This window comes from Streptomyces sp. NBC_01485 (assembly GCF_036227125.1).
Lineage (GTDB): Bacteria > Actinomycetota > Actinomycetes > Streptomycetales > Streptomycetaceae > Streptomyces.
The window spans coordinates 1,232,578-1,253,833 of record NZ_CP109435.1; the positions used below are offsets into that span (position 1 = coordinate 1,232,578).

33 protein-coding genes and 1 tRNA gene are annotated in these 21,256 nt (G+C 70.1%); 1 reads left to right on the forward strand and 33 read right to left on the reverse strand.

The genetic code is table 11. From position 1 onward, the window contains the following. Positions 1-43: 43 nt before the first annotated feature. The 7 genes from OG352_RS05225 to OG352_RS05255 all read right to left on the reverse strand — a co-directional run bounded on the left by OG352_RS05225 (position 44) and on the right by OG352_RS05255 (position 7,936). Complete coding sequence (locus OG352_RS05225; RefSeq protein ID WP_329214810.1) at positions 44-1,438, reverse strand: phage major capsid protein; 1,395 nt, start codon at positions 1,436-1,438, stop codon at positions 44-46. Between the two features lie 139 nt (positions 1,439-1,577). Then, entirely contained in the window at positions 1,578-2,621 is a 1,044-nt protein-coding gene (locus tag OG352_RS05230) for an HK97 family phage prohead protease (RefSeq protein WP_329214812.1), read from the reverse strand. Continuing rightward, positions 2,614-3,894: a phage portal protein gene (locus OG352_RS05235; RefSeq protein ID WP_329214814.1), complete on the reverse strand. Its 1,281-nt coding sequence runs from the start codon at positions 3,892-3,894 to the stop codon at positions 2,614-2,616. The genes OG352_RS05230 and OG352_RS05235 overlap by 8 nt, the downstream gene beginning before the upstream one ends. 48 nt (positions 3,895-3,942) lie before the next feature. Then, positions 3,943-5,478, reverse strand: a complete 1,536-nt coding sequence (locus OG352_RS05240; RefSeq protein WP_329214816.1) for a hypothetical protein — start codon at positions 5,476-5,478, stop codon at positions 3,943-3,945. A 599-nt stretch (positions 5,479-6,077) separates the two neighbouring features. After that, on the reverse strand, positions 6,078-6,407 hold the full coding sequence (locus OG352_RS05245; RefSeq protein WP_329214818.1) for an HNH endonuclease: 330 nt from the start codon (positions 6,405-6,407) through the stop codon (positions 6,078-6,080). 159 nt (positions 6,408-6,566) lie between these two features. Further along, a complete protein-coding gene (locus tag OG352_RS05250) occupies positions 6,567-6,785 on the reverse strand; it encodes a hypothetical protein (protein ID WP_329214820.1) in 219 nt (72 codons plus the stop codon). Positions 6,786-6,889: 104 nt separating this feature from the next. Next, positions 6,890-7,936: a YaaC family protein gene (locus OG352_RS05255; RefSeq protein WP_329223728.1), complete on the reverse strand. Its 1,047-nt coding sequence runs from the start codon at positions 7,934-7,936 to the stop codon at positions 6,890-6,892. 173 nt (positions 7,937-8,109) lie between these two features. On the opposite strand from OG352_RS05255, the gene OG352_RS05260 reads away from it, so the two are divergent. After that, positions 8,110-8,664 carry a hypothetical protein gene (locus OG352_RS05260; protein ID WP_329214822.1) on the forward strand — a complete coding sequence of 185 codons (555 nt, stop codon included), beginning with the start codon at positions 8,110-8,112 and terminating at the stop codon, positions 8,662-8,664. Between the two features lie 43 nt (positions 8,665-8,707). On the opposite strand, the gene OG352_RS05265 is transcribed toward OG352_RS05260, so the two are convergent. The 26 genes from OG352_RS05265 to OG352_RS05390 form a co-directional block, all read right to left on the reverse strand. Next, entirely contained in the window at positions 8,708-9,049 is a 342-nt protein-coding gene (locus OG352_RS05265) for a hypothetical protein (RefSeq protein ID WP_329214824.1), read from the reverse strand. Between the two features lie 194 nt (positions 9,050-9,243). Then, positions 9,244-9,669 carry a hypothetical protein gene (locus tag OG352_RS05270; protein ID WP_329214825.1) on the reverse strand — a complete coding sequence of 142 codons (426 nt, stop codon included), beginning with the start codon at positions 9,667-9,669 and terminating at the stop codon, positions 9,244-9,246. A 40-nt stretch (positions 9,670-9,709) separates the two neighbouring features. Next, positions 9,710-10,147 carry a hypothetical protein gene (locus OG352_RS05275; protein ID WP_329214827.1) on the reverse strand — a complete coding sequence of 146 codons (438 nt, stop codon included), beginning with the start codon at positions 10,145-10,147 and terminating at the stop codon, positions 9,710-9,712. Then, positions 10,144-10,461, reverse strand: a complete 318-nt coding sequence (locus OG352_RS05280; RefSeq protein WP_329214829.1) for a hypothetical protein — start codon at positions 10,459-10,461, stop codon at positions 10,144-10,146. Before OG352_RS05280 ends, OG352_RS05275 begins: the two co-directional genes overlap by 4 nt. A 31-nt stretch (positions 10,462-10,492) precedes the next feature. Beyond that, positions 10,493-11,809, reverse strand: coding sequence for a hypothetical protein (locus OG352_RS05285; protein ID WP_329214831.1), 1,317 nt, complete (start codon positions 11,807-11,809; stop codon positions 10,493-10,495). Next, on the reverse strand, positions 11,806-12,513 hold the full coding sequence (locus tag OG352_RS05290) for a nucleotidyltransferase domain-containing protein (protein WP_329214833.1): 708 nt from the start codon (positions 12,511-12,513) through the stop codon (positions 11,806-11,808). The genes OG352_RS05285 and OG352_RS05290 overlap by 4 nt, the downstream gene beginning before the upstream one ends. Next, positions 12,510-12,731, reverse strand: a complete 222-nt coding sequence (locus OG352_RS05295) for a hypothetical protein (protein ID WP_329214835.1) — start codon at positions 12,729-12,731, stop codon at positions 12,510-12,512. Before OG352_RS05295 ends, OG352_RS05290 begins: the two co-directional genes overlap by 4 nt. After that, entirely contained in the window at positions 12,731-13,207 is a 477-nt protein-coding gene (locus OG352_RS05300) for a hypothetical protein (RefSeq protein ID WP_329214837.1), read from the reverse strand. Before OG352_RS05300 ends, OG352_RS05295 begins: the two co-directional genes overlap by 1 nt. A gap of 17 nt (positions 13,208-13,224) precedes the next feature. Further along, positions 13,225-13,779: a DUF6248 family natural product biosynthesis protein gene (locus OG352_RS05305; protein ID WP_329214839.1), complete on the reverse strand. Its 555-nt coding sequence runs from the start codon at positions 13,777-13,779 to the stop codon at positions 13,225-13,227. Beyond that, positions 13,776-13,955, reverse strand: a complete 180-nt coding sequence (locus OG352_RS05310) for a hypothetical protein (RefSeq protein WP_329214841.1) — start codon at positions 13,953-13,955, stop codon at positions 13,776-13,778. The genes OG352_RS05305 and OG352_RS05310 overlap by 4 nt, the downstream gene beginning before the upstream one ends. Next, positions 13,952-14,428 carry a hypothetical protein gene (locus OG352_RS05315; RefSeq protein ID WP_329214842.1) on the reverse strand — a complete coding sequence of 159 codons (477 nt, stop codon included), beginning with the start codon at positions 14,426-14,428 and terminating at the stop codon, positions 13,952-13,954. The genes OG352_RS05310 and OG352_RS05315 overlap by 4 nt, the downstream gene beginning before the upstream one ends. Beyond that, the gene (locus OG352_RS05320; protein ID WP_329214844.1) at positions 14,425-15,063 is read right to left on the reverse strand and encodes a hypothetical protein; all 639 of its coding nucleotides are present in this window, start codon (positions 15,061-15,063) and stop codon (positions 14,425-14,427) included. The genes OG352_RS05315 and OG352_RS05320 overlap by 4 nt, the downstream gene beginning before the upstream one ends. 1 nt (position 15,064) lies before the next feature. Next, a complete protein-coding gene (locus OG352_RS05325; protein ID WP_329214846.1) occupies positions 15,065-15,415 on the reverse strand; it encodes a DUF6085 family protein in 351 nt (116 codons plus the stop codon). Continuing rightward, the gene (locus tag OG352_RS05330) at positions 15,412-15,759 is read right to left on the reverse strand and encodes a hypothetical protein (RefSeq protein ID WP_329214848.1); all 348 of its coding nucleotides are present in this window, start codon (positions 15,757-15,759) and stop codon (positions 15,412-15,414) included. The genes OG352_RS05325 and OG352_RS05330 overlap by 4 nt, the downstream gene beginning before the upstream one ends. Continuing rightward, positions 15,756-16,580 carry a hypothetical protein gene (locus tag OG352_RS05335; RefSeq protein WP_329214850.1) on the reverse strand — a complete coding sequence of 275 codons (825 nt, stop codon included), beginning with the start codon at positions 16,578-16,580 and terminating at the stop codon, positions 15,756-15,758. The genes OG352_RS05330 and OG352_RS05335 overlap by 4 nt, the downstream gene beginning before the upstream one ends. Beyond that, positions 16,577-17,038, reverse strand: coding sequence for a helix-turn-helix domain-containing protein (locus OG352_RS05340; RefSeq protein WP_329214852.1), 462 nt, complete (start codon positions 17,036-17,038; stop codon positions 16,577-16,579). The genes OG352_RS05335 and OG352_RS05340 overlap by 4 nt, the downstream gene beginning before the upstream one ends. After that, positions 17,035-17,454 carry an HTH domain-containing protein gene (locus OG352_RS05345; protein ID WP_329214854.1) on the reverse strand — a complete coding sequence of 140 codons (420 nt, stop codon included), beginning with the start codon at positions 17,452-17,454 and terminating at the stop codon, positions 17,035-17,037. The genes OG352_RS05340 and OG352_RS05345 overlap by 4 nt, the downstream gene beginning before the upstream one ends. A gap of 2 nt (positions 17,455-17,456) precedes the next feature. Further along, positions 17,457-18,161: a hypothetical protein gene (locus tag OG352_RS05350; RefSeq protein WP_329214856.1), complete on the reverse strand. Its 705-nt coding sequence runs from the start codon at positions 18,159-18,161 to the stop codon at positions 17,457-17,459. Further along, complete coding sequence (locus OG352_RS05355; protein ID WP_329214858.1) at positions 18,158-18,778, reverse strand: hypothetical protein; 621 nt, start codon at positions 18,776-18,778, stop codon at positions 18,158-18,160. Before OG352_RS05355 ends, OG352_RS05350 begins: the two co-directional genes overlap by 4 nt. Further along, positions 18,775-19,110, reverse strand: a complete 336-nt coding sequence (locus tag OG352_RS05360; protein ID WP_329214860.1) for a hypothetical protein — start codon at positions 19,108-19,110, stop codon at positions 18,775-18,777. The genes OG352_RS05355 and OG352_RS05360 overlap by 4 nt, the downstream gene beginning before the upstream one ends. Positions 19,111-19,142: 32 nt before the next feature. Continuing rightward, a complete protein-coding gene (locus OG352_RS05365; protein ID WP_329214862.1) occupies positions 19,143-19,433 on the reverse strand; it encodes a hypothetical protein in 291 nt (96 codons plus the stop codon). Continuing rightward, complete coding sequence (locus OG352_RS05370) at positions 19,433-19,993, reverse strand: hypothetical protein (RefSeq protein ID WP_329214864.1); 561 nt, start codon at positions 19,991-19,993, stop codon at positions 19,433-19,435. The genes OG352_RS05365 and OG352_RS05370 overlap by 1 nt, the downstream gene beginning before the upstream one ends. Continuing rightward, positions 19,990-20,223 (reverse strand): hypothetical protein, encoded by a 234-nt coding sequence (locus tag OG352_RS05375; protein ID WP_329214866.1) that lies wholly within the window; start codon positions 20,221-20,223, stop codon positions 19,990-19,992. Before OG352_RS05375 ends, OG352_RS05370 begins: the two co-directional genes overlap by 4 nt. Before the next feature lie 2 nt (positions 20,224-20,225). Then, on the reverse strand, positions 20,226-20,600 hold the full coding sequence (locus OG352_RS05380) for a hypothetical protein (RefSeq protein WP_329214868.1): 375 nt from the start codon (positions 20,598-20,600) through the stop codon (positions 20,226-20,228). An 80-nt stretch (positions 20,601-20,680) separates the two neighbouring features. Further along, entirely contained in the window at positions 20,681-21,112 is a 432-nt protein-coding gene (locus tag OG352_RS05385) for a hypothetical protein (protein ID WP_329214869.1), read from the reverse strand. Between the two features lie 32 nt (positions 21,113-21,144). Beyond that, positions 21,145-21,218: transfer RNA gene (locus OG352_RS05390), tRNA-OTHER, on the reverse strand. Positions 21,219-21,256: the final 38 nt, after the last annotated feature.

Consider the following 21,256-nt stretch of genomic DNA (forward strand, 5'->3'; position numbering starts at 1 on the left):
TGAACGCCTGTGGGGCCGGGCCGCCGCCCGGCCCCGAGCAGGCTCAGAAGGTAGGTGCCACCAGACCGGTGCCGCCGATCTCCACGATGCTCTTCGGGTACCGACCGGCCGTGAAGGCCAGGTACCCGTAGACCTGGAGCCGGACGGTGAGCGTGCCGGAACCGACCTCCGGAAGCACCCGGGAGCGCAGGCCCGACTCGTACAGGAGCAGGTCGGACGCGCGCAGGACGTGGATGACGTCCTGGTTGGTGCCCGCGCCGAGCGTGGTCGGCATCGACGGGTCGGTGACGACCGGGAGGCCGTGCATCTGGCCGACGACCTGCTCTGCGGCGACCGCACCGAGGGTGGCGATCGCGTTCTGCGGGTTGCCCGCCTCCGGCGTCACGAGCGGCCGGCCGGTGCTGTCGGTCGCGGCGAGCAGGTACGCCCACCGCCGCGGGTGCATGACGATGACGGTCGGCGCCATGAAGCGCAGCGTGTGGATGCGCTGCACCCCGTCGGCCACCTTGCTGTACAGCTTCGCCACGGTCGGCGAGCCGTCGGTGTACGTGACGGTCTCGATGCCCGACGTCCCCCGGACACCGAGCACCTGGCCCGAGGATCCGGAGCCCGAGATGACCTGGAGGTCCGTCTTCGTGGCGTGGTCGGCCGTCAGGTCCCGGAAGATGACCTCGTCGAAGGACACCGGCGACTGGTCGAGCAGTTGGATCGCCATGTCCTGCTGACCGGCGATCGTCCTGACCGGCGCGTTGATGAAGTCGTCATCGATGTCCGTCTCGGACACGCCCGCGTTGTCGGCGGTCTGGATGGCCGTCGACGTCCCGGACGCGACCTTCGGGATGTTGATGCTGTCGGTGCCAGGCGGCAGCGGCTGCGAGTTGGCGAGGTTGGCGTACGCGCGACCGGCGCGGGCCAGCTCGATGAACTGGGACATGAGCCACAGCGGCGGGACGAAGTAGCCGCCGTTTCCGTCCGTGCGGTCCAGGTCGCGGTACTCGGGGTCGGTCTGGACGTCCTGCGCGTGGCGGCGCAGGCGCTCCTCCGCATGGCCGTCGTCCATGCGGAGCTGGACGCGGGCGAGGTCCTGGAGGTAGGAACGGCCGTTGCCGCGCTCGTAGGTGCGGGCCTCGTGGACGGTCTGCACGCGGGCCTTGGCCCGCTTCACCGCGGCAGCGCCCTCGGTGACGGTGCGGCTGCGCTCGGCCTCGTCGGACAGCTCCGCGATGCGCTCGTCGAGCTGCTTCAGCTCTCCGTCCTTGGCCTTGATCTGGCCGGTGAGCTCGCGGAACTCGGTGTCCTCTTCCGGGAGGAGGTCCTCGCGGGCCTCCTCCTCGGCGAGGTCGGTGATGGCGGTGCGCTTGGCGAGGATGTCCTCGCGCTCGCGGGCGGTCTGCTCGCGTCGTGCGACCAGCCGCCGGAAACGCTCGTCGGTGGGCATTGAGCCCTGCCTTTCTGGCGTTACGGATCATGACGGCGGCCAGTGCCAGGCCGTGATGAGCCGTCGCGCGCCAGTGCCAGGCGGTCGACAGCGACCGCGATCCGTGCCGGATCGCGGGAAAATCTGGGGTTCGCCGAGGTCAGTCGGCGTCTTCGAGGTGGCGGCGCAGGTGCCGCTCGACGGCCGCCTTCTGCTCGTCGGGCATCGCGGCCTGCGGAAGCAGGGACAGTGCGTGCCGGACGGCGGGCAGGCTCGCCGGGGAGCCGATGCGCGGCTCGTGGTGGGGGAAGCGGTAGGAGTCCGCGGCCTCCGGGTCGCCGTCCGGGTCGACCCAGGCGTGCATGTAGCGCAGCACCACCTGGTTCCCGGCCGCCGATGCTGCGGCCGAGCGCCGGTCCAGCGGGTCGTTGGTGACCGGAGTGGAGTGGGCGCCGATCTGCGCGGCCAGCTGCACGTCGACTTCGCCGTCGGCAATCGCGCGAGCCTCGGCCAGGGTCAGCCGACCGGATGCCTTCGGCTGGGGCTTCATCTGCCGGTGCAAGGCGAGGACGTTGTCCCGAGCCCGGGTGAGGCGCTCGAGGTCGACGCCGTCCGAGCGGAGTTCGGCCATCGCCGCCTCGGGGTCGAGCTTGGCGAGCAGCTCCAGGGCGTCGGAGGCGCTGTTGAGCTGCGCGCTGGTGGCCGGGTTGGCGCCGAAGTTCACGACGGACACGTCGCCCTTGTGGAGGGAGACCTCCAGGAGGCGGCGGTGGGTGTAGTCCTCGTTCCACTCGTCGTTCTTCACCCGGAAGCCGAAGGACATCTCGTCCATGTCCTTGCGGTTCATCTTCGGCATGAGCCGCTGCACGTCCGGGTCCGACGGCTCCAGGCCGGCCTCGACGTGCAGGCCCGTCGAGTCGGTCGACAGCTTCAGCGTGCCGCTCTTCGTCCTCGCGAGGGGCATGCCGTCGTGGTTGATGAGGAGGTGGACGTCCGCGCGCGCCCCCAGCGTGACGTCGAACGCGTGTGAGTCGACTTCCTCGGTCCACCCGTAGGGCGGCCCGCCGTACACGTCGTACGACTTGTTGAACACGGACGCGTAGCCGGTGAGCAGCAGCTGCCCGCCCTGGGTACGCAGCTCGAACTGTCCGGAGGCGATACCGCGGCGCTCCGGCGAGTCCCGTAGCTGTCGACGGTCAACCATGGTTCCCCCTCGGGGTCTTGACGAGGCGAAGCCCCGGGTCCTGAGGCGGCTCCTGGCCGCGGATCTGCGGGACGGTGATGTTGGAGCCGGCCTGGATGGGCAGCGGCGTGTAGTCCTGGCCCTTGCCGTCGGGCAGCGGGGCTTCGTCCTCGCGGGCGCGGAGCTCGTCGAGGTTGTTGAGGCCGATCAGGCGGGCCTTCTCGTACACCGAGTGCCGGGTGAGGATGTCGACGCGGATCAGGGCGTCGGCGTTGAACTTGATGTACTGGCCGCGCGGCAGCACAGCACCGAGGTGGTTTTCGATCTTCACCAGGTAGGGCAGCAGCGCGTCCTGGATGAACTCGATCTGTCGCTGCTCCGGCGAGCTGTAGGTGTAGGAGCCGCCGGTCTCGCCGCCGATCTTCTCCGGCGGGATGCCGTAGATCGCGGCGATCTGCGTCGCGGACAGCCGCTGCGTCTCGCAGAACTGCGCCTCCTGCACGGAGACGGTGATCGGCTTGTACTCCCAGTCCTTGCCGTACACGATCGGCTCGTGCGACCGGATCGCCGAGACCAGGCGCCGCTTGATGACGCTGGTCTGCTTCTGGTCGAGGGTCTGCTGGGTGTTGCGGAAGTGGCCGGGCGGCGTCCCGCCCGACCGGAAGTAGTCATCGACGAACCGCTGCGCGGCCAGGCCGGTCGACACGGTGACCGCGTACGCGGCGATCGGCGAGAGCCCCCACACCCGGCCCGGCATCGTCATCCAGGGGATGTGCACGATGTCGTAGGCGGGGATCTCGATCCCGCAGTACGACCACACCGGGTCCGTGAAGGAGCCGCGCGTGCCGATCGCGTTGTGGTCCTGCACGTACACGTCGGCCGGGTTCAGCCACTCGATGCGGGTCGGGAACTCCAGCCAGTCCCGCTCCATGACCAGACCGACCGCGTTGCCCCGGTAGACCAGCGACGTCATCAGCCGCCACAGCCAGTCGTCGATCGTGCCCTGCGCCGACGGCTTCTGGAACAGGCTCGTGAGCGGCAGCTTCGTCGTCGTCTCACCGACGCGCCGGTACTGCTGGATCGGGAGCGACGCCACCGACGACGCGAGCAGCCGGCCCGCGGCGAACACCGGGGTGAGCCGGAGCGCGCCGTGCTCGGACACGGCGGCCGGGGACGCGAGGTCGTCGACCGGCCAGGAGACGTCGTTGACGCCCAGGTCTCTCCGCTCGGCCGCCCTGCGTGCCGCTCCGCTGCCGCCGCGTGTCCAGCCCCATCGGCGAAGGGGGTTGCGCATGCGGCCCCCTTCCAGGCGTAGGTCGAGCGAGTGAAGGGGTGAGGTGGGTCAGCCGATGGAGTCGAGGACGTCGTACGACGCCTCGGCCAGGAGGAAAGAGCGGCTGATGTAGATCCAGCGGGCGAGGGACATGGCGACGAGGGGACTGATCTCGACGTCGGAGCTGGCGGGCGCCCAGGCGATGGTGTCGCCGGACTGTTTGGTCTTGGCCCCGGCCACCGCGGTGTCGAGGTGCTGGTTCGGCACGACGCGGAAGGCCTGCTCGCGCACGCCGTCGAGGACCTGCCCGGCGGCGGCCGCCATCTCCACCGCCCCGGTCACGGCCAGGTCGCCGGCCTCGGGGGCGTCCTTGTCCTCCGGCAGCTGGAACCCGGCCGCCTTGAGGTCGGTGTCGAGGAAGGCGTGGGTGCCGCGGCCCATCGCGAGGCCGATCGGGGTGAGGGCGTCCCGCAGTTCGACCAGACGCGGCAGCACCCACTTGGTGCCGGGCCGGTAGTCGGCGAGCTGCACGTGGCCGAGGCCGTCGTCGCGGACGCCGTACACGCAGATCGCGGCGTAGTCGCGCAGCGGGCTGATGTCGAGGCCGAGGGCGACGCCGCCGGCGGCGGTGCGCGCCGAGTGCTCGTCGGCCATCGTGACCCACAGCCGCGGGTCGATGACGATGTTGCCCTGTGTGCGGCGCGGCCAGATCCCGAGGATCTCCCTGGCGAAACCTTTCGGCGACATGCCCCGCCGGTCGCGCACCATGGCCTCCGGGGTGACGCGGCCGCCCCACGCCGGGTTGGTCGCCGCCCACAGCCGCCGGTCGTCGAGGTCGACGTCTTCCAGGTGGTCGAGGTCGCCGGCGGCGCCCCAGTCCCGGTAGCCGAGCGAGTCGTCCCCTCCTGCGTCGGCTCGCGCGCGCAGCATGAACAGCACGTCTCCGGATTCGCCGTCGAGCGGCGGGGACGACGTATAGATGATCTGCGGGTTGGGCCGGGCCCGCATGGTCGGCATCAGCGCGTCCTGCTGGATCAGCGTGTACGCGAACGCCTCGTCGATGATGACCAGGTCGCCGGAGAAACCGCGGCCGGAACCCTTCGACCTGGCGACGAACTTGATGCGGGCCTCGGTGTCGAGCCGCTCGAAGCCCTCTTCACCGTTGGTGTTCGAGATCTTGATGCGGACGCCGTCGACCTCGAAGAGGTTCTCGTTGTTCCCGACCTGCTTGCCGAGCCTCTTGATCAGCCTCCGGACGCGCCGGAAGGCCTCCATCGCGGTCTTGTACTCGTGCGCCGACCAGAGGATGACTTCCTCGCCCAGCACCAGGAACCCGAGCAAGACGCGGATCTCGAGGATGGAGCCCTTGCCGTTCTGGCGGGCGACGAGCTCGGCGTACTCGAAGCACGCCCACTTGCCGTCGTCCCGGCAGGCCAGCAGCAGGTCGATCGCGTCGCGCTGCCACGGGTCGGCGACGAGGCCTGCGGTCGCGGCGAGCTCGCATGCCTCCGCGCCCAGCGTGTACGCGTAGGGCGGGTGGACCTCAACTCTCGGCTTGGCGGCGGCGCTCAGCGATCCGCTTCGTGAGGTCGGAGACACCAGCACCCCCCGCCGGATCCTCCACAGCCGGGCCAGACGCCGTCTGACCTTGGCGAATCTCCGACAACAGCAGCTTGAGAGCGCCGGATTGAAGCCTGGACTCCGCCAACAGTCCTGAAATATCAGCGAATTGTTGGCTATCGGGGTTGACTTGTTCCGAGGGCAGGCGCAACATGGAGTTCAGAAGGTCAAGCCGGTCAGCGATCCGACAAGCCTCCTCCAGCAGCAGCAGATGAGCCGGAGTCAGAGACCAGATCGCCAGGGACTCATCCCACAGCCGCTGACCCCGCTCCCCCAGTCCGGGAGGTGCCTCCACCAAGATCACCACCTGAGGGAGACCCCTGCCGATTTCTGCGGGGGGATATTTTTTTGAGTTGGGCGCGGGGTCAGCCACCCCATGATCAAAAAAACGGGAAAGTCGGACATTCTCACATAGATGCAGGTCAGGGCTTGATCGGCGATCTCGATGGAGACCATTTGGATCACCGGGCGCCCACCCCGGACACATAACCGCAGGTCAGAGGCATTTCGCGGCGCAGCGGCGGGCGCGTTCCTGGCCAGCCGGGCGGACCGTGCAGGGGGCCTGCTGGTCGGCCGGCCGGTGGTCAGAGGGCTGCGGCGTCGACGGTGTGGCTGGGGCGCGGTCGTTGCGCGGCGCGCAGCTGGTTGTTGCGGGCGGTGTTGCACCGTCGGTGGGCGAGTCGGCAGTTGGCTCGGTCGAGCGGGTCTCCGCCGAGCCAGAGCGGGTGGACGTGGTCCACTGTGCGCGCCATGGGGTGGGTGGTGCCTGGTAGGGACTGGTCGACGTAGCAGTGGCAGAGCCAGCAGTGGGTCTCTTCGGCGAAGACCTGGGTCTGGACGCGTAGCCAGGGCCGGCCGCTGCGGGCCTGCTTGGTACGGCGGGCGATCTCCCGCTCGGAGAGCTGCACGGTCATCACCCCGGACATGCCGGAGCCCGGCGCCAGGGCCGGGCTCGGGAGTGGTGTGGGGTGGCAGTGCGGGTGGAGACCAGTGCGACAGCGGTGCCAACGTCTCACAGAATGAACGCGCGCTGATCTTCTGTCAAGCTGTTGCAGGTCACGGGCCTTGACAGATCAGACGGCAGGGGTCTTAGGGCGTACGGCCTCGGCGATGTCGGCGAGGTCCCATAGGGCGAGGGCCTGGCCGCGCACGGGGTTGGGCCGGGAGTCGGCCGGGGCCAAGGCGCGGCGGCGTGCCCAGTCCCGGAACTGGCCGGGTTGCATGCCGAGGCTGTAGGCGGCTTGGGCGGTGGTGACGAGGGGGCGGCCGTCGCGCCCCACTGGTGTGCTCATGCCTCAATGGTGCCCGCACGCCTTGGAATCGAAAGCGTGTACCCGTGCTGGCGTCTTCGGTTCTCAGGCGGCGCGGGCTGTCCGGGCGGTCGGCATGCGCCGTCTCAGCGGCTGGTCAATTCTCCGCCGGAGAGTTCGTCCAGGACGTAGGCGATGAGCGTTGGCAATGTGCTGATCGCTTTCTCCAAGAGCGACTCAAGCGGCACGGCCTGCTGGCTGGAGTCGATGTGGATGTGCTTGCTCCACTGTGCAGGCTCGTAGCGGGCCAGCATCGACAAGGTGTGCAGGACAGCCCACCATGTCATGAGTGGGTGCAGGCTCTTGGTGTTGCTGCCGACGGCCGGGACCAGGTAGCGAGCGCGCCCGTGCGGCCTCGTCATGGCGCGGATCAGCGTACGACGGTCTTCGTAGCTGCCGTTGCTTCCAGGCGGCACGTGCCAGTGCATCGTGAGCCCGCCCCAGCCGTCGAGGTCCAGGGAGAAGGCTGGTTCCTGTGCCTCCGATGGCCCATCCCACGGATACGCGAACCCCTCGGAACCGGGGAACGCCTTCATGTAGGTCTTCAGCGCGTCGGCATTTCCCGCAGACGCGACCCACGGCGGGAAGTCCCATACCTCGACGCTGGCATGTGGGTTAGGGTCGCCGCCTGGCAGAGTTCGCTCATCGACATCCAGCGGCGTGCGCCGGTCGTTCGTGACGGTCGCCAGCGACGAGAAGCGGTTCTCCGGAAGGCAGTCCCACAGAGCACCGAGTGGGACCGCGGAGTCCTCCCAGACTGGCGAGTCGAGTGCCTGGGACAGCCGCACGAAGCTGCTGCGGTTGCCCGCCTTGGACGTCGTGACGGCGACGTCGGCGAGAGGGCCGGCGAAAGTCTTGGGGTCCTGGCTGATGCCGTGACCGACGAGCCGCCACTGGTCGCCCTTTACCGGCGCAGTCGCCATGATGGCGCGGCCTGCCTGGCTCAGGCCGTAGAAGATGAGGAGTGGCTGAGTGGCGGGGCCGACGGTGGCGGCGGCACGGAACATTTGCTCTGCCTGTTCCAGGGCGAACACGTACGTTTCGCAGCGCTCCTGGTCTGCGGTCGCGGCCTTCGGCGGCTTCCAGCGCGTTCCGCGCAGCCATCTCCAAAGCTCGTCTCCGGACAAGTTCATCAGATCCACGCGAGCACCGTAACGCCAACAACGCCCCTTACCGACCAGGTTATTGAGCGCTGCAAGACGTCCAGGGCAGACAAAGGCCATGCTCCGGTCCAGGTTTGACGAACGTAGCGTCACGGGTTGGTCACCGCAGGCTCATCCGGCTGTGCGCATGCCATGGTGCCGGTGTGAGAACCCTCAGAACTCTTGGCATCACAGCACTGGTCGCCGTGGTGGTCACGGCCTGCGGCTCCAGCTCCGACAGCGATGACGAGTCGACCGCCACGCCGACGGCGGGCAGCTCCCCGAGCACGGCCGCCCCGTCGCAGTCCCTGCCGGCGAGTGCGTCGCCGTCCCCAGCCCCTTCGTCTCCGGCCCCGTCGACACCTACCGGCGACCCGGTGACGAGTGAGCCGCCGGCACCTCCCTCGCCTACGGCGGCCGCGCTGTTCCCGGGGCACAAGGTGCAGCAGCTCGAAGACAGTGTCATCGCGAACCGAGAGTCGTACGGCAAGGGTTGGCCGTGGAAGACGTCCGACGTGGTGATGGCGTGCAGCGACTCGATAGGGGGCGGCGCGTACCTGAACGCGGCGGACGGCGAGAACTACCTGCTGACGGGCACCATCACACAGCAGGGCTTCGTGAAGAGCAACGCGGGCACGGAGCTGTGGAACGGCAAGGACGGCGACGCGTACGCGGAGTGGCTGGACGCCGGCGCGAAGCTCTGCCCGGATGCTGCGTAGCGAGGGAGACCCCGCCCGTCGGCAGGGCGCGACCCGCCACGGGCTACTTCCCGATTCGGATTCTCTCGCTGTCAAGGAGAGCGGTGTGGGTTGCCGAGATGAGCAGAAGGAGTACGAGCAGGAGGCCCGTCCAGTTTTGCGGATCGTTTCCAGACACGGCAGTCGCAAAGATGAGCACCGCAACTTCGACTGCGACGTAGACGCCGGCCAGCCACGGCTTGATGACTCCCTTCACCGCCGCGGCCACAAGCGGCACCGCGGCGAGGAGGCCGAGGCTCAAGACGGGGACCAGGGTCCAAACAACTCGGGCGAGGGTCGAGCCGAACATGCGCGGCCGGGGTGGGGTGATCGGTGCGTTGACGTACGGATTCGGGCTGTAGGTCATGGGTGTCCCCAAGGTCGTTGCGTGGGACGGTCATTGTGGAGACCGAGACGGAGGCACGGCGGGGCGTATGCACGCTTCGTGTCGATTTCGTTACGCTGCACAGCCTCAAGTGGCGGAGGAGGCGAGGTGCGGCTCTGTGAAGGCCCCGCACCGGGCGTTTCGGGCGAGGCCGTCTCACGGGGGCGGATACATGGTCAGAGGCTGGTGAGGATCCCCGCGGCGACCAGCAGGACGAACACGATGGCGAGCAGCACCTTCACCGCCAGCACACCACCCACCACCCGGCCTATCCACCGGTCCATGCGCTCCCTGTGCTCCTGGTGCCTCGCCTCCAGCCGGGCAGCCAGCAGTGCCTCCGACTCCGCCGCCCGCGTCCGGGTCGGCAGCCCGGAGCCGTCGGCGCGTTCCTGCTGGCAGAACAGAGCCTCGCCGAGGCGGTCGTCGAGGATGGCGACGTCTCGGTGAAGGCGTCCGCCGCAGCGTGGACACGTCCGGACCGCTTTCCTGGGGCTGCACCCGAAGCAGGGGCCTTCGATGGTGTGGGCGCGGCTCCATCCCCAGCCGTCGTCTTGCCGGTACCGCCAGTTGAAGCACGGCGTGAGGTCCCCGTTGGCGGGCACTACGTGGCCTCCTCAACCGGACGCGTGGGCCCACCCCGCATCAGACAGAACCCGTCGTCTTCGTGGATACCCGGGCCGCCCGGAAGGTCTCGGCCTGCGCCTCGGTGATCTCTGTGCCGTCCAGCAGCCAGGCGTGGTGGCCATCGACGTAGTGGTTATGGAAGTTCGTGGCGACACCGCCCACGTTGACCTGATCGATCTCCTTGACGAGCCGTCCGTCGCAGTAGGTCTCACGCCGGACCATGCTGCTCCTCACTGTCTGTTTGGACCCGTACAGGACGCGATGGACAACGCGGTCGCGGACGTGCGGTGGCACCTGCTCGCTGTCCATGGCCTGCCTCAGGACGGTGAGCATCTGGCGGAGCCATTCGAGCTGGGCGTGGTAAAGCGGGTCCTCGAGGTGCGCCTCGCGCGCCAGCAGTCGGCGGCCGATGTAGGCGCGCAGCAGCGCGTCCACTTGGTCGGGAGTGGCGGTCATGGGCAGCCCTTCGACGGTGGGGTGATGAGCTGGAGGACTGCGCCGCCGGCGCGGACTATGCGCAGTGCGAGGGAGCGGGCCGCGCCGATCGGGTGGCGCGCGAATCCGGCGCAGATGGCGGGTGTTGGCGTGCCGATCGTGGCGTGGCAGACGATGTGTCCTTCGTCTGCCATGGCGGCCTGGGTCATCTCTTGAACGCGTCCGGGCGCCAGGTGCGCCAGGTCGCCGGGCCGGTAGATGCAGGTGTCGCACAAGACGGTGCACTGGCGCACGACGCCGGTAGGCCCGTCCGCTACGTCTGTCGCGGGGTTCATGTAGAAGCACCGTCCCGGCCGAGGGCGGTCGTCACGGGGCGGCGTCCGCGCAGCCGCAGCGGATCCCGCCGAGATGCTCGGGCGGGTTCGGCTCAACGGTGCGCAGGTTCGGGCAGCGGTCCGGGAAGCCGGGGCAGAGCTTCCGCGAGATTCCGATGCAGTCCGCAGCGATCAGGACGTCCACGCCGCAGCCCGGCATCGTGCACGTGCCGCCGTCGGGCAGGTCTTCGGACGTGACCGGGTGGAAGTCCCCGCTGTCGAGGCACCGCTGACCGGGGTGGTGGGCCGTGCAGCGCAGGAGTCGGCCGCCCTTGGACCGGTAGGCCACGACCCGGTCGGCCTCCCGTGCCTGGGTGCCGGGCTGCCCCACGACAGCGGGCCTGTGGTGCGGGCAGTCGTCGCCCAGCGTCCAGCCGCTGATCATGTCCACCGTGTCGCCAGGCTGGTCGAGGTAGCGGGCCGGGTTCGTCTGCCTGGTGAACGGGCGACAGGTGCAGCCGGGGACGCCGAACATCGGCTCCTCAGCGGGCTGCTCCCCGCCAACGGGCGCTGCGGCGACCTGGTCGGTGTCCCGGCCGTGGAAGCGGTCGAGGACCGCCAGGGCGTGACGCATATCCGCCTCCGTCGGGTGCGGCTCTCGTGGGGTGTCCTGCATCTCGGGCTGCTCCCCGACAGCGGGCGTGTCCTCGGCGTACTCGAAGATCAGGCGCGGGTCGACGGCAAGGAGGTGCTCGTGCCCCGGAACGTCGTGCATCCGACCCATCGACGCCCCGCAGTAGCAGCCGACGACCGGAGGCCAGCCCTCTATCCGCAGTTCGGCGCGCAAGCCTTCCAGTGACGGGGTGCGGCCGATCTGCATGAAGGCGGCGCGGGCCTCGGTGAACTCGGGCTCGGCCTCAGTCTCGGGCTGGGGTGCCTCGGCCAGACGGCGCAGCAGGTACGCGACGGACCGGGCACCGCGCGCCGCCCGCGCATCGTGGTTGCCGGTTTCGAGGCGGTGGGCTTCCTCGCGGGCCACGTCGGCGGCTTCCCGCAGCACGGCGGCCCGGTCCGCGGGCGCAGGCAGCACAGCCAGCACCGCATCGGCGAGGGTGCCGAACTCTGAGTCATCCAGCTCGTCGACGTTCCGACCTGCCCCAACCTCGTCGAGGAACTGCTGGGCGATGGCGAGCCGAATGCGGTCCCGCAGCGCGGCCTGTGTGGGCGGCCCGGCGGCAGACACCACGGCAGGCGCGGCGATCTCGTCCAACAGCGCACGAGCCGGACCGCACCAGTCGACGGTGCCGGAGCCAGGAATCGAGGCGATGAGTGCGAAGAACCGGTCGCGTGCCGGGATCGTGTCGGTCACTGTTCGGATCCCCTCGTGTAGAAACGGGCGCGGACTCCGAGCAGCCACGTCTCGACGACGGCTTCATCGGGCCGGTCCGGCAGCACTGAATGCTTCTCGTCGAACGCGGCCTCGCATTCGGCGAGCAGCGGCCGGGCGGCTGCGGAGTCGGCGGCGACCCGCTCGCCGAAGTCGTGGTACGCCTCGGGGTCTTCGACGCGGATCGTGAGTCGGCCGGTGGTGTACAGCTCGAGGCCCTGGTGGCACAGCCGCTTCAGGTGCCGGGCGTGCTTGGCGGTGCGCTTGCGGGTGTCGGCGGAGAACGAGCCGTCGCCGCGGGCCTCGAGCCGTCGGAACTGCTGGGTGGCGTAGCCGAGGTAGGCGTCGCGGACCTTCTTCGCGGACAGGAACGCGCTCCGCAGGCCGATCAGCTCGTCGCCCAGGGGTGTTCGTACCTCGTACAGCTCGTCGGGTATCCAGACGAGCTCCATGACGGTGGGGTTGCCGCCGAGGGCGAGCCGGCACCACTTCGCGGCCTCGTGCAAGGTGCGGTCCGGGTGGGTGGTGACGTGCGACTCGGTGTACCGGTGCAGGCCGTGCAGCTGCTCGGTGGGTGTGGCGAAGATGCCGAGTCGGTCGACGTCGGAGCCTTCGCGGGCGAGGCCGTACGCGGTCGAGCCGACGATCCCGGAGAGCAGGACGTTCACGACGTTCGGGACCGTCACAGCCGTCCTCCTTGCTTGTGCTGGGCAATGTGGGCGTGGGCGGCGGTCATGCAGGCCCGCCACCCGGCGCGGTCCAGGACCGACGACCGGGCGATGAGCATCGGGATGCCGTCGCTGCCGCAGGGCCGGCATCTGGCGCCCCACGCGCGGCCGGGCGGCGCGGTGTTGAAGCCGACGGGCGGGAAGGTCGCGGGCCGGACCTGTAGGGGCGCGCGCATCAGGCTGTCTCTCCGGCGACTGACTCGGCTGCCGCCCAGGCGTCCACGGCAGCGCGGACGCTGTCGGCGGGGTGCCAGTACGGCGCTTGGCCCTCGGGTACCTGGTCGCCGGCCAGCAGCGCTCGAACGGTGTCGACGATGGCGGCGGGGTCGGCGTAGCGGCCGAGGTTCGGCAGGAACTCGGGGTCCTGGACCAGGTGGCCGTTGTCCTTGCGGGCGGCCCACTGCCACTGCTCGGCTGGGTGATCCCATACGAGGGCGATGCCGTGCGGGTGCTTCTCGGTGTTCAGTGCGGGGTGCTCACCGTCCCACAGCAGGTAGGCGTCGAGCATGCAGGCGAGGCCGTACAGGTCGTCGTCGCGGTACCGGTCGAGCTCGGCGTCCGAGGTCCACCCGTCAGTCGGCTCCAGCCCCGCAGCGGTGAGGGCGTCCGTGACGGCGAAGATGTACGGGTCGTGCGGAAGCGGCCTGCTCATCGACTTATCAACTCCGTTCAGAAGAGAGGTGTTTGGTTCGGCCGGATGGCTGGCGCCGGGCGGCTGGGCGTCTTGGCTGGCACGGGTTCCGGCTCGGCCTGCTGGGGTTCGGGCGCGGCCGGCGGCGGGCCGGACCTATCGCACGGGCAGCGGCACCACCACACGCAGGGCTCGCCGCCCGGGCGCAGGATGAGCCTCGCGACGGTGCGACCGCGGTGGTTGTGCACCCAGTCCACGTTGTCGCAGACGTCGGGGCCGCCCTTCTGCCGGTGCATGCACCACTCGCAGCGCCCCGCGAGGCAGTTCCAGCACGTGCCCTTCTCGCAGAACGACCAGCGCCAGAACCCCCAGGCGTAGCCGTCGTCGATGAGATGGAAGGGCTTGGTCCAGACTTGCTCGCGAACCCAGGCACCCTCCTCCTCCGACATGGGCGAGGGGTTGGGCACCGGGTCGACGAGCCCGAGGTGCAACATGCGGTGGAAACACAAGGCCTGGACACCGGCCAGGACCGCCTGCTCCGCCTCCGTGAGCTTGCGCTGAGGCCGACGTGGCGGGGATATCGGCGCCGTCACCGCTTCCTCCGGGCGTACCAGCGGGCGAAGCGCAGTGCGAGCCGCCCGCGGAGGGTGGCCGACAGGGACTTCTCCAGGTCGGCGTACAGCCGGGCGACCCGCATCTCGATGCCGGCCTGGCGGAGGTCGTCCATGGTGGGGCCGAAGTCATCGTCTCGGTAGTTCCGGGCGCTCATTCGCCGATCGCCTCCGCCGCGAACCAGGCCCGCACGAAGGCACTCCATCCGTCTTCGCTGAGCTTCATGTCCGTCCGGCGGCTGCTGAGGTAGCGAGAGACGGCTTGTTGGCCGACACCGAGCACCTCGGCAAGCTGCTGCTGAACGCCCGGGCGCGGACCGCGCTTGGCAGGCTGCCAGCCCAGCGGCGGTTCGGGGACCGACCCCCGGATTGCAGGGTCCGCGGCCCGCCAAGCGTCCAGGGATCTGCCGTGCGCGGCCCGGGCATCACGCGCGCGCTCGGTGTCACGCTTCTGCTGCTCGCGGATGCATCCGTACAAGTGGGCCAACGCTTCCCTCGGCTCGCCCAGTCTGGCCAGGTCACCGATGCTGGCAGGTGCCTGGAAGTGCTGCCCGTAGGGGAAAGCAAAGTCGGCGAGCAACCATCGGCCGTCATCGTGGCCGTACAGAATCCGCACGCGGTCCTCGCTCATTCGCCGGTCACCTCCGCGTCGTCGGCCAGCTGGAGGCCGGCGCGGTCGCAGAAGTCGGCCAGGCTCATGTCGCCGCCGTATGTGTCGCCGGTGTCGAAGGTGGCGACGCGGCCGTCGGGCGGCTCCGTCCACTGCTCGCTGTCCTCGGTTTCGTAGGCGTCGACGGTGCCGATGCCGGACCGGTAGCGCAGGTACAGGTACTGGCCGTCGACAGTCCAAGCGCTCCACTGCGACGGAACGGCCAGACACGTGCGTACAGCGCGCGCGAGGATCAGCGGCGGATCCGGGCGCAGCAGCCGTAGCCCGCAGCCCTCATCTCCACCAGCGCAACGCACTCCCCTGCGGGTGGCGACGTGTACGTGTTCCCCCGCCTTCACCGCCTCCTCGGCGGCTGCCGCGATGAGCGCCGTCTTCCCGATCTGCCGGGCGTGCTGCACGGCGATCCGTTGCAGGACCTGTCCGGTGCTCTCCGAGACGGCTCGGAAGGCTCGCATCAGCCGCTCGGTGTTCGGGAAGATGTGCGTCTCGGCGATCATGCCGTTGGGCAGCTGCCGGACGTAGTGGTAGGCGCGGACGCGACCGCGCTTCACCTGGTGCAGGGCGCGGTCGGCGTCGGGGTACGGGCGGTAGTTCACGTCAGGCTCCCTCTCTGCGCTGGAACACCCAGTCCCGGGGGCCGAGGAAGATGGCCCTGTACTGGCCGGCGCCGTCGCGCGGCGGCCCGGGAAGGCGGGTGCAGTGGCGGTGCAGCTCGCAGTGCATGAGGGCGTCGTCGAGGCGCTCGCGCAGCGGGTGGCGGATGGTGAAGCCGTCCTCGTCGAACTGGACGATGTGCTCGGTCTCCTGCTCGCGCAGGATCGTGTCCACGGCGTCCGGTCGGGGGCATGCGTCTGCCGCGCACACGATGGCGCTGTCCAAATCGCGCCGTTGGAGGGTCTCGCCGCAGCCCATCGGGCAGTGGCCGGCGACCGGCAGTTCGCACGTCACTCTGGTGCCTCTTCCTCATCCGGGAGCGGTGCCTGGTCGCGGAAGACGCCCTCGGCGGCCTGCACGATCAGATCCAGGAGCGGGCCCACGGTCGGCTGCTGCTCCAGCACGGGCCAGCTCGTGGACCCGTAGCTGGAGTGCAGCCAATGCCGGGCGAGGACCTCGAAGGTGCCGCCCTGCTTCTTGGTCGTGTCCCACAGGTGGATGAGGTCACCGACCGCGGGCGCGTACAGCGTGTGCATCTTGCCGTCGTAGTGCGGGCTGCTGACGTTGACTGGCTCGTAGTGGAACTGGCCTTGTTCGGCTGGGGTGCGGATGTAGAAGCTGCACACGATGGGCTTCATCGGACAGTGCCTTCCTGGGTGGTGAGCAGATTGCTGGTAGTCGCCTTGCGGGCGCGCCGGTCGGCGTTGAAGGCGTCCCGGCAGGGCTGGCAGGCGGGCACCTTGATGTACCGGTGCGCCCAGAAGCCTTCGGGGGTGCCGCACTGTCCGGTCCAGTCGGGGTGGGCCTCGGGGTCGTCGATCCGGTCGTCGTCCCACGCTCCTGGTGGCGGCCAGGCGTGTACGGCCGCGTACCTCCGTGCGCGGGCGATGCCCCCGGTGCTGGCGCCGTGTTCGGCCGGGTCGGCTCGCCACAGGGCGTCGTACATGGCCCGTGCAGCGAGGGCGCGGCGGACCAGGACGTGGTCGCGGGCGAGCATCTGGGTGAAGTTGCTGGGGGTCATGCCGAGGTGGATGGCGAGGTGGTGCTGGGGCCAGCCGACCGCGACGAGGGCGTGGACGCGGCGGCGGGTCCCGTGCGGGCTGATCAGCGTGGACGGGGAGAGGTTCTCCAGGGTGGGTTCGACGGCCAGCACGGCGGCAGCGAGGGCCGGCCGTACCTTCTCCTGTGGCCCGGTGCCTCGTTCCGGTCGGCCGTGCAGCACGGCTTGCAGGCGCTTCCGGTCGACGCCAGCCAGGGCAGCGATGCGGCGCAGGCCCATCCCGCAGTCCGCGAGCCGTTCGAGGTGGGCTCGTACGGGGGTGGCGTCGGTCCAGGGCTGCCAGGTGCCGCGGCGCATGGCGTGCTCGCGGGCGTCGTTGTACTGGGCGACGGCCCAGCCGCAGACGTAGCAGCGGCAGCCGTCGAGCCGGTAGCGGGCGTATCCGTGCGGGCGGCTCATGACCTGGGGGCTCCCATGGAGCGTGCGGGGCCCATGACTCCGGCCTCCCAGGCACGGGCGACGACCTGGGCCAACGACTGGGCCTGGAAGCAGCGTCGGAGTTGCTCCCGGTGGCCGCGCACGGTGGCGACGGAGAGGCGCAGCTCGGCGGCTGTCGCCCGGTGGCCGAGCCCGCGGGCCGTGCAGTCGAGTACCTGGGTGAGGCGCTGCGACAGCGCACCCGCTGTTTCGCGGCTGGCCACCGGGAGGTGGCCGTGACGGTAGGCGTAGTCGACGAGCGCGGCCTGCCGCGCTCCCTTGATGTCGAGGCGCTTGCACATGGCGTGGGTCCGGCTGCGCACCGTCTCCTCGGACACGTACAGGCGCCGGGCGATGCGGGCCACCGTGTGCCCTCGCGCATACCCGGCGATGACCTCGACGTCGCGCGGAGTCAGCGTGATCGGTTGGACTGTGGTCATCGGCGGGGACCTCCCGATGTCCCGTACTGAGCGTGCTGACGGCTTTCGAGGATGGTGTCGGCGAAGGCACGGATCGCGGCGCGGGCGGCGGCCATGTTCTGCGCCGGGGTGTCGGGTGCGCCGGCCTGGGCGCGCAAGACGGCGAGGGCCTGGCGCATCGGCTCGTCCAGTTGGAGCACGACGACGTCGCCCTGTGGCGCAGCTACTGGCGCGAGTGGCTCGGCGACCTGCGCCACGGCCGCAGCCTCTGTCGCGCGCTGGCGCTGCTCCGTCTCGATCGCGTCGATGTCCCGGAGGATCGCGTCCTTGCCGACCCCGAGCCGAGCAGCGATTTTCCTGGCGCTGATGCCTGGCTCCTGGCGCTGGAGTTGCTCGACCATGGCGCGGCGCGCGGCGATGGTCAGTGGCGCGGGCATGTTCACTGGCTTGGTCCTTCGGTGTCGGTGGCGTACGACGCGTCGCGCGCCGTCGCCTCGAGGTGTGCCGCCGGGAGGACGCTGGCGTGCGCTGGCGCGAGCCACCCGGCGACCTTGCGACGCGCCTCCGGGTCGAAGAGCAGCGCCACGGGACGCCCGTCCTCGGCCACCGCCCCGACGGCCAGGACCGGCGCCTCCTCCAGCGCGGGCTCCATCGCAACGTCGTACCGGGACACGATCAGCGGCTCGTCCTGAGGGCCCGCGTCGGGAGTGGACTCGCCCTCGGTCGGCTGGCGGCCGCCGCTGGTGTCCTTCTCCCCCTCGGCAGCCATACGGCGCAGTTTGTTGGCCATGCCGCGTACGGCGGTACAGCCTCCGCAGTTGCACCCAGGCGGCAAGTCGATCGCGGCCGCGGCTTCACGCAGGACGGCGGCGCGGTCGAGCCGACGGAGTTCGGCGACGATGGTCTTGGTCGGCGGCATGCTGGTGTCGACGAACTCGACGTCGGGGTCGATGAAGGGCCCCGCCCACGTGGACCAGCCCTTCGCGGTACCGACCTCGCGGATGATCACTGCCCACTCTCGCAACACGTCGTCGCGGAAGGAGTCCAAGAGGCCTTCCGCTTCCTCGGCCGATCTCGGCACGTTGCAGATCGCGCGGCCCGTGAGGTAGTTGAAGATGCCCCGGCGCGGGGTGTGCCCGTTCATCGGCGTACCTCCGTCTCACCCTCGAAGGGCTCCAGCAGGTCGAACGCGGCGGACTGGTCCCCCGCGAGGTACCGCTGTGCGTAGTCGCCGACCCGATCGCGCCGCAGCCAGCCGCGCTGTTCGGCGATGAACCCCTTGTCGTCCCAGTGGCCGTCGCCGCAGCTGAGGTCGCTGCTGCCGTTCGCGTCTGCGCGGTCGAGGCGGGAGCGGGGGAAGCCGTACGCGAGCGCCTCCTCCCGGGTCCACATCCCGGCTGGCATCTCGCAGATGTTCGACCAGCCGACGTACAAGTCCCGGTCCCGGGCCGCCTTCACGAGCAGGCAGCGCAACCGCGGGTTCCGGCCGGCCTTCTCTTCGGCGAGTTCGTCACGCAAGCGATCGATCTCGGCCTCGGCGTCGAGCAGGCGGCGCAGCACCGGAGCCGTCCGCTCGCCTATGTAGGCGGCCAAGTTGAGGCAGTACCAGTCCTCAAGCTGCGTGGTGTGGTCGTGGTCGCGGCGGTCCTGGACCGACGTGCCGAAGGACATGACCAGCCCGGCGCTGGCGGCCTGCGCGTCCCCGAGCTGTTCGGCGAGCCTCGCCCGCTGCTCCGGCGACAGTTCGTCGCGCGCACTCACTGGCTCTCACCACCCTCGGCTTGCTCTACCAGGAGGGCGATGGCCTGCTTCGCGGACATGTGGCCGTTACGCTCCGAGATGGCCTGGAGAAGCTGTGCGGCTTCGTTCGGGTAGCCGGTGTCGGCCAGCAGCGTGGCGGCATGCTTGGCGTGCCGGATACAGGGCCCGGCTTCCGCGACGAGCTTGGCGGCGGGGATGGCTGCGAGCCGCGCCGTCTCCCAGGCAGCCGTACGGGCGCGGTGGAAGTCGTGGCGTTCGCGGGTCCCGCCGTGGCTCGTGCACGCGTGGTCGGCGGCCGACCCGCAGCCGAGCGGGGGCAGCGGGCAGTCCACAGTGCGCGGCGTACTCTCCGGGTCGGTGGCCATCAGGCGTCACCGCCCTTCTGCTTCGGCTGCCACACGGCGGCCGCCTTGACCCAGGCGTCGTAGTCCTCCAGCGGCAGGCCGCCCGCGTCGGAGGCGTTGTCGTTGAGCGCGGTCGCGGCGGCGTCGGCGAGCGTGGCATGCACCTGCGCCTCAGCAAGGTCGGCCATACGGTGCGCGATCCGCGCCTCGCTGGACAGATGCGCCTTCCAGCCCATGTCGGCGTTCGCCCACGTGTTGGCCTGTGTGATGAGGCGTTCGGCCTCCCGGTAGTGCTCGGGTCCGGTGGCCATCAGTCGTTCTCCTTCGGGGTGCAGCGGGGCGCGCCGGGGCACGGGCCGAAGCCGTCGTGCTGGGAGCACTGGAGCTGCGACGGGTACGGGCCGCTGCCCTTCGCCGGGTCGATCAGGTCGGCCGCCCACTTGGCGCCGTTGTCGAACATGTCGATGTAGTCCTGCGGCAAGTCGGTCGTGCGCGTCTCGCCCACGGCCTCAATGACCGCGCGGATGCCGATGGCCTGCTGGTAGCGCAGGTATGTGTCCTCGGCGAGGATCCGCCGGAGGTGCTGGTCGACCTCGGCCGGGGCGGCGTCGAACCGGCTCGGCAGCGCCACCGTCGGCGCGGGCTCACGGGCGGTCGCGGCGCGTGACACCCAGGAGGCGATCACGGCGACCGTCGCCCACTCCCAGCGGGACAGCCAGTCGATGATGATCCCCTCGTACGCACCGAGTTCGACGCCGGCGGCGGTCAGGGTGTCACGTAGCACGGAGGCCTGCTCGGGGAACTCACGGAAGCCAGCCGGGCGCTCGTCGACCGGCCTGTCCGGGAGACGCGGGTTCGTCTCGATGGTCATGGGCGGAGTCCTTCTGTCTCTCGTGGGTGGGGTGCGCCGTCGGCCTTGCCGGGCCAGTCGTGGTCCAGCGGTTCCAGACACCAGCACCGGGGGTCGTCGGGCGTGCCGACCATGAACGGCGGGCCGGTGGTGGACGGGTCGCGGCTGTCACGGAAGCGGACGTGCCGCCACTTCGCGGCCGCCGTACTCTCCGCCGCGGCTTGGGCGCGTACGCGCTTCGGGTCGGCCACGGTCAGCTCTCGAAACCGGGCAGGCCGCGTGTGTCCAGGCCCATGGAGGCAGTGGCCGAGTGCAGGTGGTCGACGGCCGCGCTGAGGAGTCCGGCGGCCTGGACGGCGGTGTCCAGGGCCGTACGCATGTGCGTCATGGCGTGATCCGGGTCGCCGCCGCCATCGATGAGCAGCCGGCCGTGCTCGTGGGTGCTCTTGGCGGGACTCGTGGACTGCTCGATGGCCTGCGCCAACATCCGCACCAGGTACGCGAGGTTGCCGACCGCGTTGTACGAGTGGGGCGCGTACTGCCAGTCTTCGTCCGTGGTGATGGACTCGTGGTTGAAGGCGCGGACCGCTTCCGCTGCCTGGGACAGGTGGCGGGCGGGTGAGGTCATGGGTCTCTCCGGTGGGTGGGGCCAGGCGGCGGAAAGCGAGTCGGTGCGCGGCGCGTGTCCGGCCGCCGGGGGTCGGTGCGTCAGCGTCCGGCGATCGCGCGGAGGCGGCTGAGGGCCTTCTCGGCGGGCGCGTCCCAGAAGGTCTCGGTATCGGCCAGCCGCAGTGCGTCGCGGGCCACGTCACCGATGAAGCGGCGATGGTCGCCCTTCTCCGCGAAGACGTTCGTGTAGCTGCTGTACTCGCGTCCGTCGGCGTCCCTGCCGATGACTTCCTCGTCCTGGTCCTCGGGGAGGTGGACCAGGGTCCAGCCGGTCAGATGAGCGACCCATCCGGCGGCACAGAGGGTGGTGCCGCAGGCCGGCTCGGCGTCCGGGTCGAGCTGGCGGCTCTCGGGCAGATGCGCCCAGTAGTACATGTTGAAGGCGGCCTGGTTGGCCTCGATGCGGTCGAGGACGGCGGCCGCAATCTCGGCGGGAGCCTCGGGATACGGGGTGACCGCGGTTTCGGTCATCGCAACTCCAGTCACATGAAACGGTGTTGGAGTAGTGCTGACGCGACTCGAACGCGCGACACGACCCTTATAAGTGGGCCTGCTCTGCCAACTGAGCTACAGCACTTCGGTGTTGAGTTGTCGTCTGTGCGGGCCGCGCCCCGC

Bases quoted from the DNA above. Each gene is read 5' to 3' on its own strand.
- OG352_RS05225 (WP_329214810.1), bottom strand. From the start codon at position 1,438: ATGCCCACCGACGAGCGTTTCCGGCGGCTGGTCGCACGACGCGAGCAG.
- OG352_RS05230 (WP_329214812.1), bottom strand. From the start codon at position 2,621: ATGGTTGACCGTCGACAGCTACGGGACTCGCCGGAGCGCCGCGGTATC.
- OG352_RS05235 (WP_329214814.1), bottom strand. From the start codon at position 3,894: ATGCGCAACCCCCTTCGCCGATGGGGCTGGACACGCGGCGGCAGCGGA.
- OG352_RS05245 (WP_329214818.1), bottom strand. From the start codon at position 6,407: ATGACCGTGCAGCTCTCCGAGCGGGAGATCGCCCGCCGTACCAAGCAG.
- OG352_RS05250 (WP_329214820.1), bottom strand. From the start codon at position 6,785: ATGAGCACACCAGTGGGGCGCGACGGCCGCCCCCTCGTCACCACCGCC.
- OG352_RS05255 (WP_329223728.1), bottom strand. From the start codon at position 7,936: ATGAACTTGTCCGGAGACGAGCTTTGGAGATGGCTGCGCGGAACGCGC.
- OG352_RS05265 (WP_329214824.1), bottom strand. From the start codon at position 9,049: ATGACCTACAGCCCGAATCCGTACGTCAACGCACCGATCACCCCACCC.
- OG352_RS05275 (WP_329214827.1), bottom strand. From the start codon at position 10,147: ATGACCGCCACTCCCGACCAAGTGGACGCGCTGCTGCGCGCCTACATC.
- OG352_RS05280 (WP_329214829.1), bottom strand. From the start codon at position 10,461: ATGAACCCCGCGACAGACGTAGCGGACGGGCCTACCGGCGTCGTGCGC.
- OG352_RS05295 (WP_329214835.1), bottom strand. From the start codon at position 12,731: ATGCGCGCGCCCCTACAGGTCCGGCCCGCGACCTTCCCGCCCGTCGGC.
- OG352_RS05300 (WP_329214837.1), bottom strand. From the start codon at position 13,207: ATGAGCAGGCCGCTTCCGCACGACCCGTACATCTTCGCCGTCACGGAC.
- OG352_RS05310 (WP_329214841.1), bottom strand. From the start codon at position 13,955: ATGAGCGCCCGGAACTACCGAGACGATGACTTCGGCCCCACCATGGAC.
- OG352_RS05315 (WP_329214842.1), bottom strand. From the start codon at position 14,428: ATGAGCGAGGACCGCGTGCGGATTCTGTACGGCCACGATGACGGCCGA.
- OG352_RS05330 (WP_329214848.1), bottom strand. From the start codon at position 15,759: ATGAAGCCCATCGTGTGCAGCTTCTACATCCGCACCCCAGCCGAACAA.
- OG352_RS05335 (WP_329214850.1), bottom strand. From the start codon at position 16,580: ATGAGCCGCCCGCACGGATACGCCCGCTACCGGCTCGACGGCTGCCGC.
- OG352_RS05340 (WP_329214852.1), bottom strand. From the start codon at position 17,038: ATGACCACAGTCCAACCGATCACGCTGACTCCGCGCGACGTCGAGGTC.
- OG352_RS05345 (WP_329214854.1), bottom strand. From the start codon at position 17,454: ATGCCCGCGCCACTGACCATCGCCGCGCGCCGCGCCATGGTCGAGCAA.
- OG352_RS05350 (WP_329214856.1), bottom strand. From the start codon at position 18,161: ATGAACGGGCACACCCCGCGCCGGGGCATCTTCAACTACCTCACGGGC.
- OG352_RS05365 (WP_329214862.1), bottom strand. From the start codon at position 19,433: ATGGCCACCGGACCCGAGCACTACCGGGAGGCCGAACGCCTCATCACA.
- OG352_RS05370 (WP_329214864.1), bottom strand. From the start codon at position 19,993: ATGACCATCGAGACGAACCCGCGTCTCCCGGACAGGCCGGTCGACGAG.
- OG352_RS05380 (WP_329214868.1), bottom strand. From the start codon at position 20,600: ATGACCTCACCCGCCCGCCACCTGTCCCAGGCAGCGGAAGCGGTCCGC.
- OG352_RS05385 (WP_329214869.1), bottom strand. From the start codon at position 21,112: ATGACCGAAACCGCGGTCACCCCGTATCCCGAGGCTCCCGCCGAGATT.